The organism is Cytobacillus sp. SAFR-174, from assembly GCF_051964675.1.
Lineage (GTDB): Bacteria > Bacillota > Bacilli > Bacillales > Cytobacillaceae > Cytobacillus.
Genome location: NZ_JBQCMZ010000004.1, coordinates 48,768 through 65,622 on the forward strand (window position 1 = coordinate 48,768; position 16,855 = coordinate 65,622).

General features: G+C 43.4%; 19 protein-coding genes. 5 read left to right on the forward strand and 14 right to left on the reverse strand.

What is annotated here, in order from left to right; translation table 11 throughout:
- Window positions 1-41: 41 nt before the first annotated feature.
- A complete protein-coding gene (locus tag ACTHRG_RS05585) occupies window positions 42-1,412 on the reverse strand; it encodes a sigma-54 interaction domain-containing protein (protein WP_440230820.1) in 1,371 nt (456 codons plus the stop codon).
- 309 nt (window positions 1,413-1,721) lie between these two features.
- Between ACTHRG_RS05585 and ACTHRG_RS05590 the strand changes: the two genes are divergently transcribed.
- Window positions 1,722-2,402, forward strand: a complete 681-nt coding sequence (locus tag ACTHRG_RS05590) for a TspO/MBR family protein (RefSeq protein ID WP_440230863.1) — start codon at window positions 1,722-1,724, stop codon at window positions 2,400-2,402.
- 43 nt (window positions 2,403-2,445) lie between these two features.
- On the opposite strand, the gene ACTHRG_RS05595 is transcribed toward ACTHRG_RS05590, so the two are convergent.
- The 6 genes from ACTHRG_RS05595 to ACTHRG_RS05620 all read right to left on the reverse strand — a co-directional run bounded on the left by ACTHRG_RS05595 (window position 2,446) and on the right by ACTHRG_RS05620 (window position 7,116).
- On the reverse strand, window positions 2,446-3,396 hold the full coding sequence (locus ACTHRG_RS05595) for a cation diffusion facilitator family transporter (protein WP_440230821.1): 951 nt from the start codon (window positions 3,394-3,396) through the stop codon (window positions 2,446-2,448).
- A 114-nt stretch (window positions 3,397-3,510) separates the two neighbouring features.
- Entirely contained in the window at window positions 3,511-4,143 is a 633-nt protein-coding gene (locus tag ACTHRG_RS05600) for a response regulator transcription factor (protein WP_076262766.1), read from the reverse strand.
- A 43-nt stretch (window positions 4,144-4,186) separates the two neighbouring features.
- On the reverse strand, window positions 4,187-5,203 hold the full coding sequence (locus ACTHRG_RS05605; RefSeq protein WP_440230823.1) for a sensor histidine kinase: 1,017 nt from the start codon (window positions 5,201-5,203) through the stop codon (window positions 4,187-4,189).
- A complete protein-coding gene (liaF, locus tag ACTHRG_RS05610) occupies window positions 5,200-5,934 on the reverse strand; it encodes a cell wall-active antibiotics response protein LiaF (protein ID WP_440230825.1) in 735 nt (244 codons plus the stop codon). The genes ACTHRG_RS05605 and liaF overlap by 4 nt, the downstream gene beginning before the upstream one ends.
- A gap of 184 nt (window positions 5,935-6,118) precedes the next feature.
- Window positions 6,119-6,751 (reverse strand): PspA/IM30 family protein, encoded by a 633-nt coding sequence (locus tag ACTHRG_RS05615; protein ID WP_440230827.1) that lies wholly within the window; start codon window positions 6,749-6,751, stop codon window positions 6,119-6,121.
- Between the two features lie 17 nt (window positions 6,752-6,768).
- Window positions 6,769-7,116, reverse strand: a complete 348-nt coding sequence (locus ACTHRG_RS05620; protein ID WP_440230829.1) for a lmo0954 family membrane protein — start codon at window positions 7,114-7,116, stop codon at window positions 6,769-6,771.
- Window positions 7,117-7,369: 253 nt separating this feature from the next.
- Here ACTHRG_RS05620 and ACTHRG_RS05625 point away from each other — a divergent pair, with 253 nt between their 5' ends.
- Window positions 7,370-7,879, forward strand: a complete 510-nt coding sequence (locus ACTHRG_RS05625) for a hypothetical protein (RefSeq protein ID WP_076262758.1) — start codon at window positions 7,370-7,372, stop codon at window positions 7,877-7,879.
- 175 nt (window positions 7,880-8,054) lie between these two features.
- On the forward strand, window positions 8,055-8,990 hold the full coding sequence (locus ACTHRG_RS05630) for a VanW family protein (RefSeq protein WP_076262756.1): 936 nt from the start codon (window positions 8,055-8,057) through the stop codon (window positions 8,988-8,990).
- 31 nt (window positions 8,991-9,021) lie between these two features.
- Here the strand turns inward: ACTHRG_RS05630 and ACTHRG_RS05635 are convergent, their stop codons facing one another.
- Entirely contained in the window at window positions 9,022-9,279 is a 258-nt protein-coding gene (locus ACTHRG_RS05635) for a hypothetical protein (RefSeq protein WP_048010608.1), read from the reverse strand.
- Window positions 9,280-9,368: 89 nt separating this feature from the next.
- Complete coding sequence (gene rraA, locus ACTHRG_RS05640; RefSeq protein ID WP_048010607.1) at window positions 9,369-9,848, reverse strand: ribonuclease E activity regulator RraA; 480 nt, start codon at window positions 9,846-9,848, stop codon at window positions 9,369-9,371.
- A 179-nt stretch (window positions 9,849-10,027) separates the two neighbouring features.
- Here rraA and ACTHRG_RS05645 point away from each other — a divergent pair, with 179 nt between their 5' ends.
- On the forward strand, window positions 10,028-10,171 hold the full coding sequence (locus ACTHRG_RS05645; protein ID WP_175609172.1) for a hypothetical protein: 144 nt from the start codon (window positions 10,028-10,030) through the stop codon (window positions 10,169-10,171).
- Between the two features lie 34 nt (window positions 10,172-10,205).
- Here ACTHRG_RS05645 and mutM read toward each other — a convergent pair whose 3' ends face one another.
- Window positions 10,206-11,015, reverse strand: coding sequence for a bifunctional DNA-formamidopyrimidine glycosylase/DNA-(apurinic or apyrimidinic site) lyase (mutM, locus tag ACTHRG_RS05650; protein WP_076262754.1), 810 nt, complete (start codon window positions 11,013-11,015; stop codon window positions 10,206-10,208).
- Between the two features lie 172 nt (window positions 11,016-11,187).
- On the opposite strand from mutM, the gene ACTHRG_RS05655 reads away from it, so the two are divergent.
- Complete coding sequence (locus tag ACTHRG_RS05655) at window positions 11,188-11,673, forward strand: hypothetical protein (RefSeq protein ID WP_076262752.1); 486 nt, start codon at window positions 11,188-11,190, stop codon at window positions 11,671-11,673.
- 5 nt (window positions 11,674-11,678) lie between these two features.
- On the opposite strand, the gene ACTHRG_RS05660 is transcribed toward ACTHRG_RS05655, so the two are convergent.
- From ACTHRG_RS05660 to ACTHRG_RS05675, 4 genes are all read right to left on the reverse strand, one after another.
- A complete protein-coding gene (locus ACTHRG_RS05660; protein WP_076262750.1) occupies window positions 11,679-12,812 on the reverse strand; it encodes a trans-sulfuration enzyme family protein in 1,134 nt (377 codons plus the stop codon).
- Window positions 12,813-12,938: 126 nt separating this feature from the next.
- Window positions 12,939-14,132 (reverse strand): Ger(x)C family spore germination protein, encoded by a 1,194-nt coding sequence (locus tag ACTHRG_RS05665; protein ID WP_076262749.1) that lies wholly within the window; start codon window positions 14,130-14,132, stop codon window positions 12,939-12,941.
- Window positions 14,129-15,718, reverse strand: a complete 1,590-nt coding sequence (locus tag ACTHRG_RS05670) for a spore germination protein (protein WP_076262747.1) — start codon at window positions 15,716-15,718, stop codon at window positions 14,129-14,131. The genes ACTHRG_RS05665 and ACTHRG_RS05670 overlap by 4 nt, the downstream gene beginning before the upstream one ends.
- Window positions 15,715-16,836 carry a GerAB/ArcD/ProY family transporter gene (locus ACTHRG_RS05675; protein ID WP_076262745.1) on the reverse strand — a complete coding sequence of 374 codons (1,122 nt, stop codon included), beginning with the start codon at window positions 16,834-16,836 and terminating at the stop codon, window positions 15,715-15,717. Before ACTHRG_RS05675 ends, ACTHRG_RS05670 begins: the two co-directional genes overlap by 4 nt.
- Between the last annotated feature and the right edge of the window lie 19 nt (window positions 16,837-16,855).

A 16,855-nucleotide genomic window follows, 5' to 3' on the forward strand; every position in this document is an offset into this window, starting at 1 on the left:
ATTCTTTAATGCAATATTCATGCCAAAGTATGTATTAACAATCATATTTTTTTTAATTTTCTTACTACTGAAGGCTGACTGATCCCCAGGGCAACTGCTATTTCAGTAGTGGTCCGGTAACGTTTCCTTGCATTGTTTAATACTTTTTTCTCTACATCTTTCAATATAGCGGGAAGAGTTTGTCCCTCATAATCTATAAAACCCTCTTTTTTTCCTTGCATATGGTATTCATAAGGCAGGTCGTCTTTCGTAATCATCAGGCTGGTGCTTGTTACGATAAGCCGCTCCATCAGGTTTTCAAGCTCTCTTACGTTTCCCTTCCACTCAAGCTGCAGCAGGTGATCGACCAGGGATTTGTCCAGGCGCCTTTCCCGATTATGCCGCTTGGAGATAGAGTGGAGAAAATAATGAATGAGAGCAAATAAATCCTCTTTCCTTTCCCTGAGCGGCGGAATCTTTAAGGGCACCACATTCAGCCGGAAGAATAAGTCCTGCCTGAAATCCCTGGATTCCACTGCTTTTTCAAGATCCTTGTTCGTCGCTGCCAGGAGCCGAAAGTCTGCATGAACAGGCTTTGTCCCTCCTACTCTATAAAACTGCTTGTCTTGTATGAATTTCAGCAGCTTTGCCTGCAGATGGGCTGAGAGTTCGCCAATTTCATCAAGAAATAGTGTGCCTCCTTTTGCCATTTCAGCAAATCCCATTTTGCCTTTATGCTTTGCCCCTGTAAAAGCACCGCCTTCATACCCGAAAAACTCAGCTTCAAAGATGGATTCCGGAATCGCACTGCAGTTTACTTCAATGAACGGGCCGTCTTTTCGTGTACTGTTTTGATGAATCCATTTGGCGAGAGCCGATTTTCCGACTCCTGACTCACCCAGGAGCAGGACTGTGACATCTACATCGCGGATTCTTCTGATGGTTTCGGCAATATTTCTCATTGCCAGGCTGTCTGCTATCATGCCATCCATTTTAATGCTCTTATTGCGGAGGAGATTCAGTTCACTCTTCACCCTGGCCATTTCTTCTTCAACACTGTTCAGATATTCTTTTATAACAAGAAGTTCTGAAACATCGTAGGAATAGCTGACAATATGATCGATATTCCCAGTTTCATTGAATACAGGAATACCAGTAACCAGGATCTTTTTGCCTGAGCCGGCTTTTTGCACCAGAATGACTTTTTTCTTTTTCTTTAATACTTCTGGAGTAATCGCAGGCTTAAACACGCCTCTTCTTTCAAGTTCATATACAGATTCACCAAGCAGAGTATCCGGTTCGATGCCATAATGCACACCGCTTCCTTTACTGACCTTTATAATTATGCCGTCTGCATTGGTGACCATAATGTCTTCTTCCATTGAAGATATGACTTCTCTGTCATTATTCCAGTCCATGAAAAAGCTGTTCATCTAGTTCCTCCCGCAGATTATTCATTATTGAATAATCATATTTCTAAAATAAATTGTTGTGTTTCAGGAGATTTACCCTTAGATTATTCAAATTTAAATAATTATTCAGATTTGTATAAGACTATACATCATTTTAGTGGAAATGAAAAGATACTGAGGGAATAAATTAATAAAAATTCGTATATAAGTATAAAAATAAAATAAAAACTTTCAAAGATTATAGCTGCATTAAAAGTGGAATATATACTCTTATAAGGGGAAGGAGAGGTATTTTTGATTCTATTTTTTGAAATAGCAGCCTATTTGGTCATGATTTCAGCAAATGCGCTGGCAAACATTCTGCCTTTGAATGGGCAGACAACAGGTGAGATATCCAACAAGCTGGAGGTTCTTTTCACGCCGGCAGGGTATGTATTCAGCATTTGGGGATTTATCTATTTGCTGCTGGGTGTCTGGCTGGCAAGGCAAATTCCAAAGAAGAGCAGGAGCCTGCCCATTTACAGGCAAACCAGTCTTCTGTTTATTGTGAGCTGCATGTTAAACAGTCTATGGATTTTTGCCTGGCACTACGAATATTTTCTTTTATCCGTACTCATTATGATTGCACTTCTTTTTACTCTCATTTTTTTATACAAGAATGTCAGGGAATTTGATCCTGAGTTTCTGGATATAGCCCCATTTTCTGTTTACTTAGGCTGGATTTCTGTAGCGGCGATTGCAAATATCAGCTTTTATCTTACCTATATAGGCTGGGATGGATGGGGTCTTAAAGATAGTTTGTGGACATACATCATGCTCGCAGTGGCCACCGCCCTCGCCCTTGTATTCCGAATTAGGAATAATGACTGGGTTTATCCGCTTGTGTTTGTTTGGGCATTTATCGGCATTGGCGTCAGGAATATGGAAAACGACCCAAATGTGGCTTTTGCCGCTTACTTCGCTGCCTTTTTTACAGCGGCAGGGATTCTGCTGACCAGGAAAAAAAGGTAAAACATACAGAAAGGAAGCCTCATCACAAGGCTTCCTTTTTTCATCATTTCCATGTCTGGATTTGGTCTGTTTCAAGTATACCGAGCGTTACGTCACTAATATCAGGGTCATCAAGCAGCTGATTCCTTACACCGATTTTTATATCATCCGCATCCGCAAGGGTCAGGCCTTCAACCAGCTCAATGTACCCTTCCACATGATATCTTCTTCCCTCCTGAATCAGACGCAGCTGTTTAATATCCACGACCTGGGGGTCACCAAGAATAATATCGGCTATACGGTCTTCGATATCTTTTGGCGCGGCCACTCCAATCAGGCCAAGCGTATTTTCAAATCCAATTTTCACAGCAATGCCCACCAGAAGCAGCCCAATTAAAATCGTGCCCACTCCGTCCAGGAAGTAAAGCCCTGTAAAATGAGCGATCAGAATCGAAACAAGGGCAAGCAGCGCACCAAATGTCGCGATAATATCTTCATAAAAAACCAGTCGTGTTGGAGGAGAGGCAAGCCTGACATTTTTAAAGGCAACAGGAATAATGCCAAATCCTTTAGCAGGATTCCTCGTTTCATGGCCGATTTCCTTCATGGCTTTTACTAAAATAAATCCATCAACGGCAACTGCAAGTATCATTACTCCCACATTGAGCCAGAGGTCGGTTGATTCCTTTGGATGCTGAATCAATTCCCAGCCTTTATGTAAAGTTTCATAGGCCATGATGGAAATGACGATAACAGCAATTAATACAAACAGGTTGATCACCCGGCCAAATCCAGTTGGGAATCTTTTGGTTGGCGCCTTTTCCGCAAGCGCGCTGCCAAAGAACACAAACCCCTGATTCAATGCATCTGCAAGAGAATGAAGGGTCGTGGCAAGCATGGCCCCGCTCCCGCTTGCAAAAGCTGCCAGGCCTTTCGCAATTGCGAGTGCCGTATTTCCGATTGCTGCCATTCCCGATGATTTGTTTCCTTTTTTCAATAAAGCAATCACAGACATTACATCACCGCCAAATATTTTTGTTTGGTTTTATTTTTACCCTCATCAGCAGATTCTGAATCATTTTTAGCAAAAATAAAAAGAGCTAATATCATGATTAGCTCTCCAAAGACATTATTTAACAAGCGAGTGCTTAAAGGCATATATGACAGCCTGGGTCCTATCCTGCACCTGCAGTTTGCTTAGTATATTGCTCACATGTGTTTTGACTGTTTTTAAGGCAATGAAAAGCTCGTCGGCGATTTCCTGGTTCGTTTTGCCTTCTGTCATTAACAGGAGGATTTCCATCTCACGGCTTGTCAGCTCTTCATGGGGCAGCAGCTGGTTTTTCTGCCTCATTTTCACCATCATTTTGCCGGTTACTTCCGGTTCAAGCACTGACTGTCCATGATAGGTCGAGCGGACTGCCTCTGCAATTTCACTGGCTTTGGAGGTTTTCAGCATATAGCTTGTCGCCCCTGCTTCCAAAGCCGGATACACTTTTTCATCATCCAGGAAGCTTGTCACAATGATGATCTTAGCTTCCGGCCATTGTTCGATGATTCTTCCGGTCGCCTCGATTCCGTCCATTTCCTTCATAACGAGATCCATCAGAATGATATCCGGCCGCAATTCAAGTGCCATATCAATCGCTGTTTTTCCGTTATCCGCTTCTCCTATAACCTCAATATCCGGCTGTGCCGTCAAATAGGAAGACACTCCAATCCGAACCATTTCATGATCATCCACAAAAAGTACTTTAATCATTGGCCTCACCCTCAGAATTTAGTCTTGCCCAAGCAGACAATATTTACATAATCGGAACCTTTACTTCAAGGCGGGTTCCTTTATTTTTCACACTGATGATTTTCATGCTGCCGCCAACTTCCGCTGCGCGTTCATACATATTCTGCAGACCATAGGAGCCTGCCTTTGTTTCCTCTACATCAAACCCGACTCCATCATCAGCCACCCGGAGTATGGCATAATCATCTCTTTGAATTAGAAGCACTTCAAGATTTTGCGATTTGGAATGGCGGAGTGTGTTGGACACTGCCTCCTGAAGGATCCGGAATAAATGGTCTTCCACCCCTTTATCAAGCGGAAAACTCTCCACCTTCCATTCAATCTCCATGGAAACTTTCTGAAGCAATTCGACCAGAAGCTCTTCAATTCCTTCCTGAAGGCTTTTGCCCTTAAGTGCAGCCGGACGAAGGTGTAAGAGCAGGGCACGCATTTCGAGCTGTGACTGATGGATCATTTCCTCCACCATTTTCAGTTGTTTTGCCTGCCTGTCTTCCGGATCCTGCTGGGTTTCAGTAATGGCGGACATCATCATCGATGCTGCAAACAGCTGCTGGCTAACAGAGTCGTGAAGCTCACGGGCAAGCCTGTTCCGTTCCTGTGAAACGATTTCCTGCATCCTGCTCTCGATATCTTCCGCTTTTTCATTTGCCAGCTTTTGAGAGATCTTTGCCTGTTCTGCTATATTTTTTTGAATCTTCTCGGCTCTGACTGCTATGGAATGCAGTTCTTTACCCGTTTCCGGCACATCCAATTGCCTGCCTTCTTCGACCTGGTGGAGCATAGTGTCTACAGCAAAAAGCTGCCGGCGCCAGTAAATGCCTGACAGCAGACCAAAAATCAGGCCTATGGCCAGGCTTACGCTCGGCACAAATAAGATAAATGGAATATCAAGTATTTCCGTTTCCCAAAGATCCCGCCAGCCGGGAATGGGGAACATCGTAAAAAAAGAGGCTGTCAGGACAGCAAGAATGAGGAGGGACATGCCCGCTCCCCATGCAATTTGCCGCTGAATGATACTCATACGCGCTTCACCTCGATATCCCCGGCTGCAAAAGAAGTGAAAATTTTAACGCGCTGTCCTGACTGTTCATAGCCAGGCGTCTGAACGTGAAGATGCTGATTAAACATCTTTGATTCTTCGTACTCGAATATCCGTGCCTTACCGGCTATCGCTGAATGACTGACAGTAACCTCCACATCATAGGGAACAAGCACCTGTACATTTCCAATGAAGTTCCGGATGAAAATGACGGTTTCTCCCTTTGGAATAACTGTATAGCTTAAGTCGATAACCGTATCACCTATGCCGGTCTGGATATTGATATCGTTCCATTCATACACCTGCTCAGGCGTTTTTTGCTGGCCGACAAATATATTGGAAAAAAGAGGATTCTTTTTTATGACCGTTTCTTTCTGGAGATTGACTGCCGGTTCCTTTAATTCCGGCTGAATTCGTTTAGGTTCTTTTTTGGATTGCCAAAACTGAATCAGCAGGTGAACCAGAATCGCCAGCAGGAAAAATTTCAGCGTCATCATGCTGAAAATATTGATGAGCAGAAAAATTAGTCCAAGCCAGAAAAGCCATTTACCGGAGCTCTTAGGCATCCACTTTCTTCCGATATATACCATTCCAATTGGCACAAGAAGAGAGAATACCACGCCGCTGTTAAAAAAGGCTATTTCCACAAAGAGAAAGACAATGCCCAATATGATGATCCAGCTCATATAATCGCTTTTGTTGTTTGTGTTCATTAGGCATCCCCCTTTGTGTATTTGGAATGATTGATTAAAAGGCGCAGTATTTCTACGCCTTTTTAGAATACCATTTTTTGTTCATTAAGTAGAAAGAGTTTTTATCTTTTTTGGGAAAAAGATTATACAGACAGGGTTTATTTTACTCTCTCGTTAATTTGGATTGCTGCTTACGAAATAACCGCTACAATACTGGCTTCTTCTCCATCTCTTTTTCCAGCTGCGCGATGCGGGCATCGATTGTGCTGCGGTGATACGAGCTTTTCACCTGATGCTCAAGACGGTCAAGATAGGATTCGATTTCCTGGAACTTTGTAAAGGATTTATCATTGTTTTGATCCAGCACCTTATCCATCCGGTGGTTGGCACGTGTGATGTTTTCACGGCCCATCAGCTCCATGCGGCGGATGTGCATATCCTTTAGTTTGTGCTTCATTTCCTCGTATTTTCTTTCAAGATCACCCATTTGCTGTACTGCCTGGTTTAGGAGATCCTTTAAACGGCCGGCACGCTCTTCATACTGAATTTGCTCCTGTGAGGCGAACTGATAGAGTTCCTCTTCACTTGCCTGTGAGGCAACCTCTGCCTGGCGTTTGCGTTTATCTGCAAGGTTCTTCGCCTGCTCGTATTCCCGGGTGAATTCTTCCTTTAATGTATATTGACGTTCCAACAGCTTGCGGACCTTTTCAGTTTCACGCTCACAATCACGAAGGTATTGGTTTAAAAGGGCAATTGGATTCTTTTTCTCCTTTTTATCCAATGCATCGTGAAGGTCTGCCATTACTGTATCTTTAATTCTTGTTAATAGGTTTGCCATATCGATCTCTCCTCTTTTTAGTTTCTGTTTAATTCTGCCCACTGCTTTTCAAAGCTGGCAAAAGGGTCATTATCTTCTTCCATTACACGTGAGCCTGAATCGTTCCATTTTTTATAGATCAGATATAAAACATATGCAGCTGCAAGCCCCAGGATTGCCGGGAAATTGGAAGCTGTGGCCATCAAAGCAATGAACCCGATGATTCCATAGCCGATCTTTGCCATCGTGCTTTCTGCTTTTAAAAATTGTTTAAACACAAAGTATAGAATTGCAGCACTTACTGCCAGACCCACGATCGGGCCAAGGTTTGAAATCAGCACCATCGCCGCAATACCACCTGCAATCAATAATCCAAGTTTTTTCATTTTTCGTTTCCTCCTTTCTTGATTTCATCTTACCTGTTATACGTAAATGCTATAACGAGCCTCAGCTTTATTTTCAAATAAGACCTGAGACGTAGCAGTTTGTCGGCCTCTTTCAATAAAGCTGGGAAATCTGGAAAAAGAATGTACGTTAGAACGACAGACCGGGGGGTACACATGGGGTATGCAAACAAATAATAATGATGTCTGCAATATGCAGTTTTTGATATACATCTATTGAAGTGGAGGTCTTCCCATGTTTGGGTATGATGATTTTATGAAGTTCATGCAAGCTTTTTTTGTGGTATTCCCTATAGTGACACTCATTCATCTATTGGGTCATATATTCTTTGCAGCCATCTTTGGCGGGAAAGGAATCCGGGTTATTATTGGCACAGGTAAAATCCTGTTTTCAACGAGGTATTTGGAGGTTAGGCGGTTTTACTTCTGGTATGGGGGATGTGAGTATACATCTTTAACACACAACAATAAACTGACCAAATCTCTTATCTTTTTAGGAGGATCCATTTTAAACATTGCCAGTATTTTTCTTGTGAATTACTTGATTCGAATTGGTATTCTGGATGCTAATATGCTGTGGTACCAATTCGTCTATTTTTCTTTTTATTATGTCTTTTTCGCCCTGCTGCCAATGGATATGGCAGATGGCACGCTTAGTGACGGGAAGGCCATGTACAAGCTCTGGGTTGATAAAAATGAAGATGATTCCTCAGCAGACTGCCAGCTGGTTGATGAAAAAAGATAATAGGCATTCACAAGGAAGCCCCAATCACCGGAGCTTCCTTTTTGTGTGTGTTTCATTCCATAATTGCTTCTTGCAGCAAGCGGCCAATGCTGATTGAAATTGCCTGATAAACAGTTCTTTCGGCACATGAAAGAATTCTTTCCTGCCAATACTAATGGCGGAGGTGAAGTGTGATATGTATTTCTCATGGATATTAGGGATTATGATAGTAGCACAAACACAGACTGCTGGACCCCCAGAAAATTTATCCATCGAAAACGACGGCAAATCCATTTCAACTATCAGCAGAATAGACTATCAAATACCTTTTCCCGGGCTTCCTCTGGTAGATAGTGAACGGTTCATTCAGCTGCTTGAGACATTGGATCGTCAGACGTATATTCCGCCTATGAACGCTTATATAGGCGATAGCGGGCGGATCGTTGCTGAGAAACCCGGCAGAATACTGCACCGTAAAGCATTCACAGATATTTTTTATTCCTATTTTTATCATAAAGGGCCGGGCAGAATTGAGATTCCGATGCTCCCCGTTTATCCAAGAGTCGACCGGGACCTTCTTTCCCATATCCGGGTTAAAATGATCGGCCAGTATGCTACATACTTTAATCCGAATAACACCTCACGCTCTCATAATATTCAGCTTGCAGCCGAAGCTCTTGATAATACTGTTGTGTTTCCGAATGAAATATTTTCTTTTAACCGTGCTGTCGGCAAAAGAACGGCGGGTAAAGGCTATATGCGCGCTCCGGTGATCGTAAGAGGGGAGTTGTCAGAAGATATCGGCGGCGGGATCTGCCAGGTTTCCTCCACTCTGTTCAATGCAGTTGACAGGGCAGGCGTGAAGGTGCTCGAGCGTTATTCCCACAGCAAGAAGGTTCCATATGTACCGCCCGGCCGGGATGCAACAGTAAGCTGGTATGGTCCTGATTTCACCTTTAAGAACCGTTACAGCTTTCCCCTGCTTATAAGAGCAAAAGCCCTGCACGGCCAGATGGTGATCAGAGTATACTCATCTGATGAAATAGACTATGAGCCCCGCCAGGTCCCGAAGGCTTCAACAATGCTGCCGGAAGAAATCAGCATTGAAAAGGAAGCGGTTAAGGAGGATTGAAAGACTTTATTTCATTCGAAATTACTACAGTCTATAAAAATAGACCAAGGAGCATTATGACCAGCCCAAATATAGCAGAGACTCGCTTCACGCTCCTGTTCTGCCGGGGCTTCAGGAATAAACTGATCACAAAACCAACCGGCAGAACAATGCCATTAAAACTAAAAGTAAATGTTCCTAATAGATAATAACCAATCAGCTTCAGCACCAAGTGTTCTTCTTCCTCATTCCTGCTGCGGAACAAAAGATAAATGCCGGCTGCCCATAAAAGCAAAAAGATGATAATCATGCTGTGCACCCCCTTTAGATACGGTATTCTGTGTTAAGCAGGAAAGTGCCAAAGATAGAAAACACCCGCTCATAAGCGGGTGTTCAACTTTAAATAAGCGGTACAGAAGAGACAATCACTCCATCTTCATCTGCATATACATATTCACCCGGCTTCCAGTCAATCCCGCCAAATGTAACAGGAATGCTGCGGTCCCCTTTTCCTTCTTTTCTGCTCTTCAAAGGATTTGAGCCAAGTGCCAGGATGCCTGTATCCAGTCTTCCAAGCTCCACAGTATCCCGAACGCATCCATAAATAATCACACCGGCAAGCTTTCTTGATTGAGCTATCTCACCAAGCCTGTCCCCCATTAGTGCGCATCTTTTTGAACCTCCGCCATCCACCACCAGGACACTTCCCTCCGGAATGGACTCCAGCGACTCTTTGACCAGCACGTTATCTTCAAACACTCTAACCGTAGAAATGGGGCCGGAAAACTTTCTTTTTTGCCCATAAGATTTAAACTCCTGCTGGCAAATACGCAGCTCCTGGCTGTGTTCATCACATAAGTCTGCCGTTTTAAAATCCAAAAGAGATCTCCTCCTTTAGCACTTTTGGCTGTAAACCTCATTATGCCATCTTTCAATACTTCGATATGCAGCAGCCTGTTCCCTTCCTTTTTTCATAATCGAAAGGGAAAGATTGCAGATTTCAGGCATATATCTTTTAGTAAGGACATTCTGCGCTAATAGAAAAGGGAGGTTAAAGGATGGCTTTAATGTGGGCTATTACAATCGGTTTTATTGTTTCATTGGGGCTGGTCGGATTTATGCTTGTCCATTTTCTAAAGGGTGCAATGGATTCCCGCGATTCCACGACTGTTGACAGGATTCAGAGTGATTCGAAAGAGTAGTGAAAAGAGGCTGCCGGAATTGGCAGCCTCTTTTCTAGCTTTGACAGTTTGCACAATAGAACGTTTTTCGTGAAGATATTTCTTCTTTCACTATAGGGCTGCTGCAGCGGAGGCATGGTTCTCCTTCTCTGTCATAGACCCTGCACTGCTCATTATACCCCCCGGTTTTGGCATCTCCTTTAAATAAGACCTCTTCCATATACCCCCCAAACTGAATGGCACGGGTTAATACGCCCTTCATGGACTGATACAGGATTTTTATTTCATCCTCATCCAATTCATGCGCTTTTTTCATTGGCAGCAGTCCAGCCTCAAAACAGATTTCATCGCTGTAGCAGTTGCCGATTCCGGAGAGAAACTTCTGATTGACAAATGTCGTTTTCAGCATTCCTCTTCTGCTTCCGATCAGTTCCCGGAAGGCCGGAAATCCCAATGTGTGATCCAGAGGCTCCGGTCCCAGATGGGAAAGCTCCTTATCCAACTCTGCATCTGTCAGCAAATGCAGATAGCCAAGTCTTAATCCAATAAAATAAAGCTTTTTATCACCAAAAGAAATAATAACCTGTTTGGTTCGGTCAGGATTGTCCGCTTCGCTGCCGATATACATCCAGCCCCCAAGCATAAGGTGCAGCAGCAGGTTTTTCCCGGAGCTCAGCTTGAAAATCAGGTGCTTGGCCCTTCTTTGGATTTCCGTTATTTGCACATTAATCAGCTGACTTTCGAATTGGGCAGGCTGCACATTTATTGATTTTTCGCGGTTCACCTCTACATCAGTAATGACGTTACGGACCAGTTTCTCCGTTAACAGCCTTCTGTAGGTTTCCATTTCCGGAAGCTCAGGCATGGTGTCAGCTCCTTCCTAAAATACTGTTACCTTAGTATTTAATGGAAGGATTCACTTCATTCCTGAAAACTGTACAATCAATTTTTTTCGTTTGTTCAACGTTTCGCAACAATAGTTTTCAATATTTTGATGTTAGAAATGTTACGATGATGATTAAGGGAGGTTTTTCCATATGCAAAAGAACCGTTCCAGCAATCAGGCTTTAATGTTTTTTATCGTTTATATTGCGTTATTAGGCAGTTTAATTTTTGCGGCTGTCTCATTCAAACCCGCTTTTCAACAGCCTTCAGAAATTTCTTCTGCTTTCTCCAAAGAACTCCAGATTCAAAAGCACAATCAGGAAAAGAAGGCAGCTGAGAACGAAGAGAAATGGCAGCCATCCAATACGTTTATGATCACAGCCATTTCCATCGGCTCTTGTCTTGATATCATCGTTGTACTTCTCTGGGCCCGTCATGAAAATAAAAAGAAACAGCAGGGGCATTTCTCCAATCCAAATAGGCTGACCAATAAGAAGTGGTTCTGGTACTTGGTTTCATTGGGCATTGTTTTGCCCAGGGATGGCAAGTTGACATTCAGTCTGAAAAACTTCATCTTAACTGTTATCTTTTTGGTTTTATTGAAGTTTTGGCTGTTTGACCAGCTCGAGAGCGTCTAAGATCCTCACAGACTCCGATTAACAGCCTCATTCAGCTGTGCAATAATATCATCCGCATGTTCAATGCCAATGGATATCCTTACCACCTGCTTAGTAATGCCGAGCTCCCTGCACACTTCAGGAGGCAATGCCCGGTGGGATGTTGTCAGAGGATGGGATACGGACGTTTCAACACCCGCAAGTGTCGGCACAATTTTTATCCATCCAAGCTCTTTGAAAAATTTATTCACATTAGCACTCTCAGACAATTCAATCGTGACGATGGCGCCGAACCCTTCTTCACCGTGCTGAAAAGGATAATAGACCTTTTTTACTTCCTGATTTTGTTCTAATGCGATTGCCGCTCTTCTGGCATTGGCTGACTGCTGCTTCATTCTGAGAGCCAGCGTTTTCGCTCCCCTGCAGGTCAGCCAGGCTTCAAACGGACTCAGATTTGCCCCGAGGTTTACAATTTTGCCGCGCGCTTTTCCAACCAGTTCTTCATCTCCAGCGAGGACACCTGCGGTGATATCACTGTGTCCGCCTATGTATTTGGTTGCACTGTGGACGACTAGATCAATGCCTTTCAAATAGGGCTGGCAATGATACGGAGTGGCAAATGTATTATCAATCAGGGTAACAAGATGATGCTTCTTCGCCAGGCGGACGACTTCTTCAAGGTTTTCCACTCTCAATAAAGGATTTGTGATGCTTTCTGAGTATAGAAGTTTTGTATTCTCCTTAATGGCTCCCTCCACCTGTTGAGCATCAGAAAATGGCACAAAGGTTACTTCTATACCGAGCTGTGTCAGCTCTTCCTTGATTAAATGGAAGCTGCCTCCGTACAGGTCATCAGCTGCCACAATATGGTCGCCGCTTTTGACCACAGCAAGTACTCCCGAGAGGATGGCAGATAAACCGGAGGAGGCAGCTGTCCCGGCCGGCGCTCCTTCAAGGCCGGCAATTAACTCACCAAGCTCATCTGTATTCGGATTTCCGACCCGGGAATAAAGATAGTTGCCGTTACCCTGATAAAACCCCTCCAGCTCTTCAAGATCGCTGAAAGCGAAAGCGGAGGTCTGATAGATGGGTGTGACTTTACTTTTAATAGTGCGATTGCCGCTATTTTTTCTATGCAGAACAGAAGTCTCGAAATTCATATGGCCTTTCCCCTTTAAAAGAAATAAGTCTGGAAACATGCCCAGACCTTAATGATAATTAGCTGAATATATAAAAAATTATATCAATACAGCTTTTATGCGTCAATGAATGAAAGGATCTCTATTCTACTTGACTTCCTTCAGAAAGCTTTTAGTCCTGATGCCCGTCCGCCGAATGATTAATGTTGTGTCTACATCTATATCCGCATCAGCAAATTTTTCATCCCAGTTCTTCAGGACCTTTTTAAAATCCTGATAATCCTGCCTCAGCACAACCTCGCCAAAACCAAAAATATCGGTGCCATATTCCTGCTGAACCTTCTCAATCGTTTTTTTAACCATAGCATTAATCTGTTTTTGGGCAATTTCACCATTTTCTTCATATGTCTTCGCCTTATCAAACTGATCGTTGCAGTGAGTCCCGTCAATATATGCCTCTGCTCTGATTTTTAAATTAAGTCTTGCTTTTCCATGTTCGAGTTCCCCTTTGATTTTTGTCCTTGTATCATATACTCTAAGCCCCATATACTGACTTTCGCTGCATTTTACGGTAATGGATGTTTTATTGATTTTATTCTGAATCCATAAGTAATTTCTTGAATCCTCCAGTGTCAGAAATCCTTCCAGCTTATCACCTTTGAATATAGCCAAAGAGTCCAGGACAACAAGCGCATCAGGGGTGACCTTCATCATATTCTCCACACTTGAGCCAGCATCCGGGTCACCCTTGATTCTGACAGCGGCCATAACAGGCTGACGGCCCGGAGCAGTCCAGGCTGTTATGACGTCATTCATCCTCACTCCCGGGTCTCCACCCCAATCCTTCATCATCGTGTCCAGCTGAGTGTGCAATTTTAATGAAGTAGATTTCTGAAATTGATACGTCACTTTTAGAATATCGGAACCTTTAGCTTCCCTTGCAATCAATATATTAAAATCATCACGGATTTCCCGGTTTCTTTCCAGAAAATCAATGAAGTCAATAATTCCCTCTTTTGCAAGCTCCTCTCCGATAATCAGTGTGCGCATGTGTGAATAAATCAGATGTCTGGACATCCCTTCATTCACTCTATAGGTCAGCTCTGCCAGAGAATTCCCTTCCGCAGAGTAAACAATGGATGGAGCAAAACCGCTGGCGGTACGGTTATTCAATTCAGTTGCATTAATGCCTTCCACAGTCAGAATATACTTATCGTTTTCTCCCTTATCGACAGCCATTCCTGTCACAACAGTAATTTCACCCAGTTCTCTCTGATCCCAGCATCCGGACAGCAGTATTGCCGCTAATAAAATGGCGGACATTACACCAAAATTTTTCAATTGGGCTGATCTCCTTTCATTGGAGGAGGAGAAGGCGACCCTGTCTTTGGAAACTTTTCCGGATTCTGCGTCTTTAAATAAGCCGGCCTCTTCCTCATGCTCCAGATCGGGAATCGGAAAAATACATCCTTCTGCTGCTCAATGATAAACGGGGCCACCGGAGAAAGATATGGAATGCCAAAAGACCTGAGAGAGCTCAAATGGGCCACAATAAAAACAAGTACAATCAGGACGCCATACAAGCCCAGTATGGCCGACACAATAATTAAGAGAAACCTTAACAGCCTTGCTGCTGCAGCAAAACTATAAGTGGGCGATACAAAATTGGCGATGGCTGTAATAGCGACAATGATGACCATAATATTCGATATAATCCCTGCCTCTGCTGCAGCCTGTCCAATCACAAGAGCCCCTACAATGGAAACAGTCTGCCCAACAGCCCGCGGCATCCGGACACCGGCTTCCCTCAGAATCTCAAAGGTAACTTCCATCAATATCACTTCAATCACTGCCGGGAACGGCACTCCTTCCCGCTGGGCAATAATCCCGAGAAGAAGGGGCGTGGGCAGAAGCTCATGATGAAAGGTTAAAATCCCGACATATAAGGAAGGCGTAATCAAAGCAATCATAAAGGATAAATACCGGATTATTCTTAAGAAGCTTCCCATCATGAAGTTTTGATAATAATCTTCTGCAATGGAAAAGAAATCGACCAGTACAGCCGGAACCACCAGCACAAAAGGTGTGCCATCCACAAGGATGGCAATTTTCCCTTCAAGCAAATTGGATGCCACTGCATCAGGCCTCTCACTGTTCAAAGCCAGCGGAAAAGGTGTCGCAGATTTATCTGCAATCAGCTCTTCAATATTTCCGGATTCAAGTATGGCATTCACCTTTATCCCGCCAAGCCTTTTGCGAACCTCTCCAACGATTTTTTCATTCGCCGTGCCTTCCATATACCCGATGTATACAGTAGTGTTCGTCTCAGAACCAATGATGAATTTTTCAAAACGGAGGTTTCTGTTTTTTATTCTTCTTCTCAGAAGGCTCACATTTGTTGTGATCGACTCCACGAACCCATCCTTAGGCCCCCGTATGACCGTCTGAGTGCTTGGCTCTGATATGGACCGGTCTTCGCCGATACTCATGGAAAGGGAAAGCGCCTTTTCCATATCTTTAAATAAAATGATGATGTTTCCATAAAGCAGAGAGGTAATAATCTCATCGAATGACCCCACCAGCTTATAGCCGTCACCTCCGAATTTCTCCTTGCATAAAGACTTTAAATCATCCTCTGTTGTTAATTTAAAACCATCCTCTTTCCCGCTGATGGATTGCAGAATCGTTTCCTTTAGCAATTTAGTATCAATCATAGTAGTAAGATAGATAAGCAGCGCATCTTTGCCTTCTGTTTTCAGCTCATCCATGCTTAAATCAATCGTGCTCCCAAACTCTGCGTTTATTTTTTTCTTCAACTGTTCCAGCTTCATGCTTTTAAGATCCGGACCCTGGTCTGCGGTTTCCTCAATTTGTACAGTGTATTCCTTTTTTTTGCGCATTTTTAAAAGTGATTTAAGAATACTCAAAACTTCATCCCCTTCGTGCCGGGTTTAGACTTTTTCTTTCGCCTCTTCCATAAAACTGCGAATAATAGAAGTGAAGGCAGTCCGAACTGCATCGGCAAATGCAGGAAATACGGGACCATCTCAAGTCCCTCCTGCCAATGGTCACCGAAATTTACTGATATCAATACAGAATAAGCTGAAACAATCATGGCAACAGGCAGGGAAAAATACCGGTATGGAAGTCTGAAGGTGTATTCCAGGCCCTTCAATCCTGCAAACATAAACACAGACCCCTTTACCAAAATCCCCAGCATCATGATAAAAACAACGAGCGCATCAATTCTTTCAATAAAATTACCGATGGAGACCTCGCGGGCTGAACTGAGCATGGGAAAATTGGAACGCTGCAAAGCATCAGCTCCAAGAGTCACAATCATTAAAAACATCGCAAATAATAAAAGCGCACCCGCAATTGCTACTCCCAGCATTGACACACGCAGGCAATATTTAAAGTTGGTTACTACCGGAAGGATAAGTGTAAATGCAATAAGCTCGCCAAAAGGAAACACGATTAAAGTTGGAAAAAGTGCCTTCAAAACAGGCTTTAGCCCATCTCCGAGCACGGGCTTTATTTCATATAAATTGGCATTCCCGCTTGCAAATAAAAGGATGGTCAACAGGAATAAAAAGCCGAATAAATATGGGGTAAAAATTTCTGAAGTTCTGCCAAGGACTTCAAGACCAAGATATAAAATATAGGCCATGGCAAGACAGATGGTCAGCGAAATGATCTCAATTGGCGTCGACGGCAGAATGGCCGACGCAATTAATTCGCCAAAATCCCGGACCACCCTGCTGGCAAGGTACAGAAAATAAACTGCATATAGATTAGAAAAAATAATGGCAATTGGTCTCTTAAACCCAATTTCCATGAGCTCATACAAATTTTTTCCGGGCACCCTGCTGATTAGGAAATAGTAGAATAGCATGATCCCAAACCCAAACATAATCGAAGCAGCAATGGCAATCCAGGCATCTTTCCTGGCATCCCCGCCTACTCCCACAACAATGGCGCTTCCTAAAAGGAAATTGATCATCAATGTCAGCAGCTGGCTGAGAGAGATATTCTCTTTTAACATTCCATCACCAATCCCTTGT